The sequence below is a fragment of the Streptomyces sp. NPDC004610 genome (genome assembly GCF_040609715.1).
GTDB lineage: Bacteria > Actinomycetota > Actinomycetes > Streptomycetales > Streptomycetaceae > Streptomyces.
In genome coordinates this window covers 16,907-27,746 of record NZ_JBEXLA010000067.1, presented here as the reverse complement: position 1 = coordinate 27,746, position 10,840 = coordinate 16,907, and the positions used below count along the sequence as shown (strand labels likewise).

The following is a 10,840-nucleotide window of genomic DNA, read 5'->3' as shown; positions in this document are numbered from 1 at the left end:
CGACACCCTCCCCAAACGCCAACGTCGGCCTTCAAGACCACAACCGGGTCTTGAAGGCCGACGTCACGCCGGAAGCCGGATTAGCCAACAGCGTCCACCGAGCGTGTCCGGCCCTCCGCGCTTCGACGGCGAGGTCTCAGCCGATCTGGACCAGCGCTGAAGCCCCCCTCTCCTCACCGCCTCACCGCCCCTCCCCCATCACACACCCCCCGGCCTCCACCCCTGGCGCCGCAGCACCGCCGACACATCCGGGGCCTCGTAGTGCTCCCCCTTCAGCACCTTGCCGTCCGCGCGGCGGGCGATCTGGCCGTCCGGGCCGAGCTTGGTCATGTTCGAGCGGTGGATCTCGGCGATGACCGCGTCCAGATCGATGCCGTGCACCAGAGCGGTGCCGTAGGCGACGTACACCACGTCCGCCAGTTCATGCGCGAGCCGGTCGAGCGGGCCCTCGACCGCCACCTCGGCGACCTCCGCCGCCTCCTCGGCCAGCAGCTCACCGCGGTGGGCCGCCAGTTGAGGGGAGACCTCGGCGGGGGCACTGCGGGCGTCCAGCCCGAAGGCTCGGTGGAACTCATGGACCAGGGCGGCGGGCGAAGGGACCAGCGCGGCGGGCGAATCACTCATGCACAGAATGTAACCGCCGCCACTGACAACGCCCCCGCCCCCGCTCTCTCCGCACTACCGGCTCTCCCCGAGCCCGGGGCGCGCTCCCGCCCGGTGTCAGGTCTCGTTGTGATTCCGATCCTGGTCACGCCGCCCCCGGGACTGGCAGGATCGCGCGTATGTCCAAGCAGTTCCCGCGGATCGGCCGGCGCCGGGCGCTTCAGGGCACGGCCGCCGGGGTCGTCGTCCTGGGGCTGCTGCTGTGGTGGCTGCTGCCGCTGGGCGAGGAGCCGCCGCGCGGGACGATCACCCTGAGCACCGGCACCCCGCTGGGCGTCTACCAGAAGTACGGCGAGCTGCTGCGGGCCGAGCTGGACCGGGACATGCCGGATCTCGACATCGCGCTCCAGAACAGCGACGGCTCCCAGCAGAACGTGCAGCGGGTGGCGACCGGCGAGGCCGACTTCGCCATCGCCGCGGCCGACGCGGTGCAGTCGTACCAGTTGGCGGACGAGCCGGGCGCCGCTGAACTGCGCGGGGTGGCCCGGCTGTACGACGACTATGTGCATATCGTCGTCCGGCCCGACCGGGGCATCAAGAGCGTCGCGGATCTCAGCGGCAAGCGGGTGGCGGTCGGACCGCTGCGCTCGGGGGTGCGGTTGATAGCGGACCGGGTGCTGGAGGCGGCCGGGGTCGAGGTCGACGCCATGGCCGACGGGATCGACACCGCGCCGGGCCGGCTCCAGAGCGGTGACATCGACGCGTTCTTCTGGTCGGGCGGGCTGCCGACGGAGGGGCTGCTCAGGCTGGCGGAGACCTATCGGTTCGCCGTTGTGCCCCTGGAGCCCGAGTTCGTGGCGAAGCTGCACTCCACCGACGAGGGCATGAGCTACTACCGGGCCACCACCATGCCGAAGTCCGCGTACAAGGACATCCAGTCCGAGCCGGTGGCCACCATGGCGGTCTCCAATCTGCTGATCACCCGCAAGGACATGGATCCCCGGGTCACCGAGTGGCTCACCCGGACCGTCATCGACAGCCGCGATGTCATCGGCAACCATGTGCACTCGGCCCAGTTGGTGGACGTACGGACCGCGATCTACACCGAGCCCCTCGCCCTGCACGCGGGCGCCCGCCGCTACTACCGCTCGGTCAAACCCTGACCCGGGGTCGCATCCCGGACAACACCGCGGGCCACATCCCGGACCGGACCCCGGACAACACCCCGGACCGGATCCCGGACAACACCGCGGACAACACCCCGTACCGCACGCACCCCTGGCCACACCCCGGCCCCCACCCCGTACCGCACCTCGGATCAAACCCCGGGCCGGCCCTACGGCCATCACCCCCCAGGCCCTACCCCCAAGCCCTACCCCCAGCCCCCACCCCAGGTCACACCCCCGGCCCACCCCGCGGCACCCGCACCCGCACCTCCAGGCCGTGCGGGGCGTGATGGCCGTAGGTGAGGGAGGCGCCGCCCGCGGCGAGCAGGGCGTGGGAGATGGAGAGGCCGAGACCGGAGCCCTTGATGTTCTGATGGCGTCCGCTTCTCCAGAAACGGTCGCCGACCCGGGAGAGTTCCTCTTCGGTGAGGCCGGGTCCGCGGTCGGCGACGACGATGCCGACGCTGTCGCCGTTGGAGGCCACGGTGACGGTCACGGCCTCGCCGGGCGGGGTGAACTTCAGCGCGTTGTCGATCACCGCGTCCAGCGCGCTGGACAGGGTGACGGGGTCGGCCCAGCCGGTGGTGGCCGGGCAGTCGCCGGTGAGCAGCACACCCTTGGCGTCGGCGGTGGGCGCCCAGGCGGCGACCCGCTCGGCGGTGAGCGAGCCGATGTCGGTCAGCCGGAGATCGGCCTCGGCGTGCTCCGCCAGCGCCAGGTCGAGGAGGTCGTCCAGCACCTGGGCCAGGCGCTTGCCCTCGGTCTGCACCGAGGCGATCTCCGCGTTGCCCTCGGGCAGTTCGAAGGCGAGCAGCTCGATCCGCAGCAGCAGCGCGGCGAGGGGGTTGCGCAACTGGTGCGAGGCGTCCGCGACGAAGGCGCGCTGCTGCTCCAGCACATCCTCGACATTGTCCGCCATCTCATTGAACGACCGGGCCAGCCGCCGGAGTTCCGGCGGTCCACCACCGACCGCGACCCGTGACTTCAGCCGTCCGGTCGCTATGTCATGGGTGGTGGCGTCCAGGATCCGTACGGGGCGCAGCACCCAGCCGGTCAGCCGGAGCGCGGCGCCGACGGCGAGCAGCATCGCCGCCATCAGCCCGGCGCCGATCACCAGCCAGGACCGCAGGATGCGCTCCCGCAGCTGGTCCGTCGGCGAGTCGGTGACCACGACGGCGACGACATCGCCGTCCCGGATGACCGGTGAGGCGACCACGAGCCGTCGGCTCTGCCAGGGCCAGACCTGCTCGGGGTCGTCGCTGCGGCGGCTGAGCAGCGCCTCGGCGTAGGCGTCCCGCAGTTCGCCCTCGTCCGGCAGCCGCCACTGCTCGGGGGCGCGGGACATGACGTTCTCATCGACGTAGAAGACCCCGACCCGGATGCCGTACACCTGGTGGTAGGCGTCGAGTTCGGTGTCGAGGATCTCCTGGCGCTGGTCGACGGCGTCGGTCGGTGACGGGGCGACGAACTGGGCGACGGCCGCGAAGAACGCGGTGTCGTCGATCCGGTCGACAACCACCCGCTGCTGCTCGGCGGAGGCCATGCTCACGGCGAGCGGCGCCCCGAGGGCGAACAGGACGGCCGCCATCAGGACGATGAGCAGCGGGAGCAGCCTGGTGCGCACCGGGGCCCGCTAGCCGGTCGGGGCGACGAGCCGGTAGCCCACGCCGCGTACGGTCTCGATCAGGGCCGGCATGCGCAGCTTGGCGCGCAGCGAGGCCACATGGACCTCCAGGGTGCGCCCCGTCCCCTCCCAACTGGTGCGCCACACCTCGCTGATGATCTGTTCCCGGCGGAAGACCACTCCGGGCCGCTGGGCGAGCAGAGCGAGCAGATCGAACTCCTTGCGGGTCAGCTGGACGAGGGTGCCGTCGACGGTGACCTGCCGGGTGGGCAGTTCGATGCGGACGGCTCCGAGGTGCAGGGCCCCGTCGCCGCCGGCGGCCGGGTCCTCGTGGACGGTGCGGCGGCTGACGGCGTGGATCCGGGCGAGGAGTTCGCCGGTGTCGTAGGGCTTGACCACATAGTCGTCGGCGCCGAGGTTGAGGCCGTGGATGCGGGAGCGGACGTCGGAGCGCGCGGTGACCATGATCACCGGGGTGCTGGTGCGTTTGCGGATCTTGCCGCAGACCTCGTAGCCGTCCTGGTCGGGCAGTCCGAGGTCGAGCAGGACGACGCCGAAGCCGGCGCCCTCGGGGACCAGGGCCCTGAGGGCCTCCTCGCCGTTGCGGGCATGGGTGACGTCGAAGCCGTGCCGGGCGAGAATCGCGGACAGCGCGGCGGCCACATGGTTGTCGTCCTCGACGAGGAGCAGTCGCATCCCGGCCTCCTTCGGTTCATCGCGTGTACGGTCCCGACGGTTAGAAAGATCCTGCGAACGGATCTTCAGCAGTGGCCGAAGCCCTCCCGTACGGCCCCTGTGGACCGTGTCGCGCGCGTGGATGCTCCGCGTACGCGCGCGTGCACCCTGGCAGTCACGCCGATCGGCGACAGTGCCGTCAAGGGGGTTCCGGGTGTGAGCGGCTACCGTTACGCGCACGAAACGCGGGTGCTAGCGCCTGTTACAAGGCGTGTCGGGTCGTGGGCGGGCCGTAGTCGTTTCGTGATACTCAAATTCGCCTCAGATCTGATGACGCTGATCGCACAGGCTGGCTACTGTCCTCCGCAACCGAGGAGGACGGAGCCAGTAAGCGATGACCGAAGTATCGGTGGCCAAGGACGATAGGGCCGCGACCGGCGAACTGGTCGTCCTGAAGAGCGTCAACAAGCACTTCGGCGCGTTGCACGTGCTCCAGGACATCGAACTGACGATCGACCGCGGCGAAGTTGTCGTGGTGATCGGCCCCTCCGGGTCGGGTAAGTCCACCCTGTGCCGCACCATCAACCGCCTGGAGACGATCGACTCCGGTTCGATCACGATCGACGGCCGGCCGCTGCCCCACGAGGGCAGGGAGCTGGCCCGGCTGCGCGCCGATGTCGGCATGGTCTTCCAGTCGTTCAATCTCTTCGCGCACAAGACCGTGCTGGAAAATGTGATGCTCGGTCAGATCAAGGTGCGCAAGGCCGACAAGCGGGCGGCCGAGGAGAAGGCGCGGGGACTGCTCGACCGGGTGGGTGTCGCCAGCCAGGCGGACAAGTACCCCGCCCAGCTCTCCGGCGGCCAGCAGCAGCGCGTCGCCATCGCGCGGGCACTGGCCATGGGACCGAAGGTGATGCTCTTCGACGAGCCCACCTCGGCCCTGGACCCGGAGATGATCAACGAGGTCCTGGAGGTCATGCAGCAGCTCGCCCGGGACGGCATGACCATGATCGTCGTCACCCATGAGATGGGGTTCGCCCGTTCGGCCGCCAACCGCGTGGTCTTCATGGCGGACGGCCGGATCGTGGAAGAGGCGACACCCGACCAGTTCTTCAGCAATCCGCGCAGTGACCGCGCCAAGGACTTCCTGTCGAAGATCCTGCACCACTGAGCGGTCGCGGCCCCGGCCGCTCACCGACCGGCGCGGCGGACCCGACGAAGGGCCGTGGCAGCCGCAACGAAGACGACGCCATCCCCCACCGTACGGACGCCATCTCCTCACCACACGAAGGATGTTCACCATGAAGCTCCGCAAGGCCACCGCAGCGGCTGCGACCGCCCTCGTCCTCTCCCTGGCCGCGACGGCGTGCGGCGGCGACAGCAGCAGCACCGACGCGGGCTCCGACGCCAGCAGCAGCGGTGGCGGCGGCGACACCATCAAGATCGGCATCAAGTACGACCAGCCCGGTCTGGGCCTGAAGGAGCCGAGCGGCGACTTCTCCGGCTTCGATGTGGATGTGGCGACGTATGTCGCCGGGGAGCTGGGCTTCGAGCCCGACCAGATCGAGTGGGTCGAGACCAAGAGCGCCGACCGCGAGAACGCCCTCGCCCGCGGTGACGTCAAGTTCATCGCCGCGACGTACTCGATCACCGACGAGCGCAAGGAGAAGGTCGACTTCGCCGGCCCGTATCTGCTCGCCCACCAGGACCTGCTGGTCAAGGCCGACTCGGACATCGCCGAGGGCACCGACCTCAACGGCAAGAAGCTGTGTTCGGTCACCGGTTCGACGTCGGCGCAGAACGTCAAGGACGAGATCGCGCCGGACGCGCAGCTCCAGCAGCGCAGCACGTACTCCGAGTGCATCTCCAGCCTCCAGAGCGGTGCGGTCGACGCCCTGACCACCGACGACTCGATCCTCGCGGGCTTCGCCGCCCAGGACCAGTACCAGGGCCAGTTCAAGCTGACCAACCTGAAGCTGAGCAACGAGAACTACGGTATCGGCGTCAAGAAGGGTGACACCGAGACCGTGAACAGCATCAACGAGGCGCTGGAGAAGATGGTCAGCGACGGCGCCTGGCAGCAGGCCGTGACCGACAACTTCGGCCCGGCCGAGTACAAGAACGAGCCCGCCCCGAAGATCGGCAACGTCGTCTCGTAGCACCCGCCCGCCCGGCCCGTCCCCGGTGCACCCGGTGTCCCGGGGACCTTCGGGCCGTAGCGCAGCCGACGGGTGGGGTGGCCGGGCAACCGGTCGGCCACCCCACCCGTCAGTGAGCGGGGGTCCACGCCTGGCGCGGACGCCCGCGGCCGACGCGGAACTCCCCGGGCCCACCGCCGCCCCCACCACGGCGACGCCCGGGATCCGCCACGTACGCCACCCACCCGGAAGTGCGGGAGACCGTGTTCGACTTTCTTTCCAACTACGACGACCCCACCTTGCTGGGCGCCTTCTGGATGACGGTGCAGCTCACCTTCTTCTCGGCCATCGGCTCCCTGGTCTGGGGCACGCTGCTGGCCGGTATGCGGGTCAGCCCGGTACCGCTGCTGCGCGGCTTCGGCGCCGCCTATGTGAACATCGTCCGGAACATCCCCCTCACGGTGATCATCGTCTTCACCTCGCTCGGGCTCGCCGACATCTTCGGCGTGACCATGGGCGCCCCCGACGACTTCGCGCTCCAGGGCTTCCGGCTCGCGGTGCTCGGCCTCGCCGCCTACACCGCCGCCTTCGTCTGCGAGGCACTGCGCTCGGGCATCAACACCGTGCCGGTGGGGCAGGCCGAGGCGGCGCGCGCACTGGGGCTGAGCTTCACCCAGGTCCTGACGCTCATCGTGCTGCCGCAGGCGTTCCGCGCGGTCATCGGCCCGCTGGCCAATGTCCTGATCGCGCTCACCAAGAACACCACCGTGGCCGCCGCCATCGGCGTCGCCGAGGCCGCGCTGCTGATGAAGGAAATGATCGAGAACGAGGCCCAGACGCTGCTGATCGGCGCGGTCTTCGCCTTCGGATTCCTGGTACTGACCCTGCCCACGGGTCTGATCCTGGGCTGGCTGAGCAAGCGACTGGCGGTGAAGCGATGACCTCCGTCCTCTATGACGCCCCCGGCCCCCGGGCCAAGGTGCGCAACATCATCCTCTCGGTGGTGTCCATCGTCCTGTTCGTCGTCCTGGTGTGGTGGGTATGGCGGACCATGGACGACAAGGGCCAGCTGGAGTGGGCGCTCTGGGAGCCCTTCACCCAGGGCGAGGCGTGGACCACCTATATGCTCCCCGGCCTCCTCAACACCCTGAAGGCCGCGGCGCTGAGCGTGATCATCGCCCTGCCCCTGGGCGCGGTCTTCGGCATAGCGCGGATGTCCGACCACAAGTGGGTGCGGGTCCCCGCGGGCGCGGTGGTCGAGTTCTTCCGGGCCATCCCGGTCCTGCTGCTGATGCTCTTCGCCAACGAGATCTACGTCGGCTTCGCGGGCATCAGCAGCGAGGACCGGCCGCTGTACGCGGTCGTCACCGGCCTGGTGCTCTACAACGCCTCGGTCCTCGCCGAGGTCGTCCGGGCCGGCATCCTCGCCCTGCCCAAGGGGCAGACGGAGGCGGCGCAGGCGATCGGACTGCGCAAGGGCCAGACGATGACGTTCATCCTGCTGCCGCAGGCCGTCACCGCGATGCTCCCGGCGATCGTCAGCCAGCTCGTCGTCATCGTGAAGGACACCGCGCTGGGCGGTGTGCTGCTCAACTTCACCGAGCTGCTCAACTCCCGCGGCACCCTCGCCGCGAACTACGCCAACGTCATCCCCAGCTTCATCGTCGTCGCGATCCTCTTCATCGTCATCAACTTCATCCTGACCAGCTTCGCGAGCTGGCTGGAGAAGCGTCTGCGCCGCAGCAAGCGCAGCACGGGCGCGGTGCTCGGCGCGGACCAGGTGGAGGAACTGAACGCGGCGGAGGTCGGCGGGACGTTCGGGAAGGGCGCCGGCAAGGGTCCGGCCTGAGCCGACCCGGTCGCCCGACCCGGTCGCCGGCTCGGGCGACCGGCCGATGACGGACTGATGATCCGTCAATGGCCTGCTGTGACACCGGGGGCAGTGGCATGATCGCCACTGCCCCCGGTCACTTGACGAGGGCACTGGCAATGGGTTGCATACGTTCTGTGATCGTGCACCCTGCTCCCACCTTCTGTTCACATATGTCCCTCCGGACACCATCGCGCGCAGGGGGCGCCGCGTCGTGGACCCGGTGATCATCGTCGGCGCGGGGCCCGTCGGGCTCACGCTCGCCCTGGCGCTGGCCCGCCAGGAGGTGCCGTGCGTCGTCCTGGACGAGACCCCGGGCGCCGACGAACCGCGGCTCGCCCGCACGGCCGTGCTCCGCGAGGACACCGCCGCCCTGCTGACCCGCCTCACCGGCCTGCCCCTCGACCGGGCCGGCGCCCACTGGGCCGGATGGCGGTCGATGCGGCGCAGACAGGTGATGCGCGAGATCGTCTTCGACGATGGGTTCCATGACGGTTTCGACGGCAGGTCGGGCGGCGGCCCGGATGGCGGTTTCGGCGATGGGGCCGACGACCGTGTCGACCCCGATGTGTACGGGGGGCCGGGGAGCCGGGGCGGTGACGTGCTGGACGGGCGGTTCGGATCGGACCGGCGGGATGGCTGGGACCGGCGGGATGGCTGGGACCGTCGGGACGGCTGGGACCGGCGTGGCGAGCGGGGGGATGCCCCGGGTGCGGGCGACGGCCGGGAGGGCAGCCGTGAGGGCGAGGGCGGCCGGGACGGCGCCGAGGGACCCGGCAGCGCGGGCCCGTCGCCACTGCACATCGCCCAGCACATCCTGACCCGCGCCCTGCGCGCCGCGCTGGCCCGCGAACCGCTGGTGGAGATCGCCACCGACAGCCGGCTGGACACCATCGAGCAGGAACCGTCCGGCGTCACCGCCCACACCCGCGGCCCCCGCCCCACCTGGTGGCGGGGCAGCTATCTGGTCGGCTGCGACGGCCCCCGCTCCACCGTCCGCAAACTCCAGGACATCCGCTTCCCGGGCCGTACGGCGGTGGAACGGCACGCCGTGGCCGCGCTGCGCACCGAACTCCCCTGGCCGGACCGGGCGTTGCTGCACCGGACGCCGCCCTGGCGGACCTCGTGGCCCTCGGGCGGGGAGGTGACCGCCCGGCCGCTGCCGGACGGCGTCTGGCGTGTGGACTGGCTGCTGCCCCCCGGAAAGGACCTGGTCACCCCCGAACTGCTGGTGACCCTGATCCGGGAGACCCTCGCGGGCTGGACGGACGACGGCGGCACCACCCCCCCGTACGACCTCCTGGACACCGGTGTGCACACCGTCCACCACCGGCTGGCCCGGCGCTGGCGGGTCGGCCGGGTCTTCCTCGCGGGCGACGCGGCACACCTGCTCGGCGCGTTCAGCACACAGGGGCTGGACGAAAATCTGCGCGACGCCGACAACCTCGCCTGGAAACTCGCCCTGGCCTGGCACCACGGGCCGCACGAGGCGCTGCTCGACAGCTATCAGGCCGAGCGGCGCTCGGTCATCGCCGCTCGGCTGCGCGCCGCCGACCAGGCGCTGCCGCTGCTGCGCGGTGGCGGTGGCCTGCGCGCCTACGTCCCCGGCGCGACCCGGGGCAACGATCTCCTGCTCACCGACGCCCACCTCGGCCGGGGTCCTCTCGGCGCGCCGGGCGTCTACCCGGACTCGCCGCTCGCCCCGCGCCACATTCAGGCGGAGGTCCCGGTGGACACGCCTCCCGGCGCGCCGGTGGTGGACGTCCGGGTGACCGCCGAGGACGGCTCCTTCGTCCGGCTGCGCGACCGGCTGGGCCGGGGCCGTCTCCTGGTCGTCCTGATCGCGCCGGGCACGGGGGTGTGGGAGCGCCGCCACTGGGTCACCGCCGGGATCATGCCCCGGCTGGCGGCTGCCGTGACCGCGCTGCCCCATCCCGCCGAGCTGCTGGTCGCCGAGAGCTACCCGGGCGCGGGCGCCCACACCGTCCTGCTGATCCGCCCCGACGGCCACCTCGTCACGGCCCTGGGCGGCGTCCGCCCGGCGGACCTGTACGCGGCGGCGGAGGCGGCTGTCGGGGGGCGGTCCGGTGGTGGGGAGCGGTCCGGTGGTGGGGAGCGGTCCGCTGAGGGGTTGGAGGGCGCCGGGCACTCCGGCGGCACTGGGCGACCCGGTGATTCCAACGGCTCCCGTGGCTCGGAGCGCTCGGAGCTCTCGGAGAGCTTGGCGGGCTCGGATCAGCCGGGTAGGCAAGGGGAGAGCGGAGGGGCCGGAAGGGCTGGAAGGGCTGGAGAGGCTGGGAAGTCCAGGAAGGCCAAGAAGGGTGAGACCGCCGGGAAGACCGGTAAGGGCGGGGCGGCCGATGGGGCCGATCAAGGTGGGGCATCGGAGGGCGCCGGGGGTTCGGTGGCGACCGAGGAGACGGCGGCCGGTTCCGGAGGCGGGCGCGGCGCGGGTGCGGGGCCCGGGGCCCAGTCCCGATCGAGTTCCGAATCCGGGCCCGCGGCCGGTTCCGGTTCCGGGTCCGCGTCGGGATCCGAAACCGGGCCGGGATCCAGGTCGGGGTCGGGATCCGGAACCGGCCCCACCACGGATCCGGAAGGCAGCACGGCGAAGGTGCGCTGAGGGCGGCGCGGGCCGGAGGCGTCGACGCCACGGCCCGCCCACCCTCGACACCACGTCGCCCACCCAGCGCACCCAACCCCCCACGCACCGCGACCCACCGCCACGAGACCCCCCGCCCCTACTCCGCCGTCCACCCCGCAG

9 protein-coding genes are annotated in these 10,840 nt (G+C 71.1%); 6 read left to right on the top strand and 3 right to left on the bottom strand.

What is annotated here, in order from left to right; all coding sequences use genetic code 11:
• Positions 1 to 198 precede the first annotated feature (198 nt).
• Positions 199 to 603, bottom strand: coding sequence for a MazG nucleotide pyrophosphohydrolase domain-containing protein (locus ABZX40_RS40320; RefSeq protein WP_355748581.1), 405 nt, complete (start codon positions 601 to 603; stop codon positions 199 to 201).
• Between the two features lie 179 nt (positions 604 to 782).
• Here ABZX40_RS40320 and ABZX40_RS40315 point away from each other — a divergent pair, with 179 nt between their 5' ends.
• Positions 783 to 1,766, top strand: coding sequence for a TAXI family TRAP transporter solute-binding subunit (locus ABZX40_RS40315; RefSeq protein ID WP_355748511.1), 984 nt, complete (start codon positions 783 to 785; stop codon positions 1,764 to 1,766).
• A gap of 232 nt (positions 1,767 to 1,998) precedes the next feature.
• Here ABZX40_RS40315 and ABZX40_RS40310 read toward each other — a convergent pair whose 3' ends face one another.
• Together ABZX40_RS40310 and ABZX40_RS40305 are read right to left on the bottom strand one after the other, a co-directional pair.
• The gene (locus tag ABZX40_RS40310; protein ID WP_355748514.1) at positions 1,999 to 3,393 is read right to left on the bottom strand and encodes a HAMP domain-containing sensor histidine kinase; all 1,395 of its coding nucleotides are present in this window, start codon (positions 3,391 to 3,393) and stop codon (positions 1,999 to 2,001) included.
• A gap of 9 nt (positions 3,394 to 3,402) precedes the next feature.
• Entirely contained in the window at positions 3,403 to 4,089 is a 687-nt protein-coding gene (locus ABZX40_RS40305; protein ID WP_355748517.1) for a response regulator transcription factor, read from the bottom strand.
• Between the two features lie 373 nt (positions 4,090 to 4,462).
• Between ABZX40_RS40305 and ABZX40_RS40300 the strand changes: the two genes are divergently transcribed.
• From ABZX40_RS40300 to ABZX40_RS40280, 5 genes are all read left to right on the top strand, one after another.
• Complete coding sequence (locus ABZX40_RS40300) at positions 4,463 to 5,239, top strand: amino acid ABC transporter ATP-binding protein (protein WP_355748520.1); 777 nt, start codon at positions 4,463 to 4,465, stop codon at positions 5,237 to 5,239.
• A 130-nt stretch (positions 5,240 to 5,369) separates the two neighbouring features.
• A complete protein-coding gene (locus ABZX40_RS40295; protein ID WP_355748523.1) occupies positions 5,370 to 6,227 on the top strand; it encodes a glutamate ABC transporter substrate-binding protein in 858 nt (285 codons plus the stop codon).
• A gap of 242 nt (positions 6,228 to 6,469) precedes the next feature.
• Positions 6,470 to 7,147, top strand: coding sequence for an amino acid ABC transporter permease (locus ABZX40_RS40290; protein WP_355748526.1), 678 nt, complete (start codon positions 6,470 to 6,472; stop codon positions 7,145 to 7,147).
• Positions 7,144 to 8,055, top strand: a complete 912-nt coding sequence (locus tag ABZX40_RS40285; protein ID WP_355748529.1) for an amino acid ABC transporter permease — start codon at positions 7,144 to 7,146, stop codon at positions 8,053 to 8,055. Before ABZX40_RS40290 ends, ABZX40_RS40285 begins: the two co-directional genes overlap by 4 nt.
• A gap of 235 nt (positions 8,056 to 8,290) precedes the next feature.
• A complete protein-coding gene (locus tag ABZX40_RS40280) occupies positions 8,291 to 10,699 on the top strand; it encodes an FAD-dependent monooxygenase (protein WP_355748532.1) in 2,409 nt (802 codons plus the stop codon).
• The last annotated feature ends 141 nt before the right edge of the window (positions 10,700 to 10,840 follow it).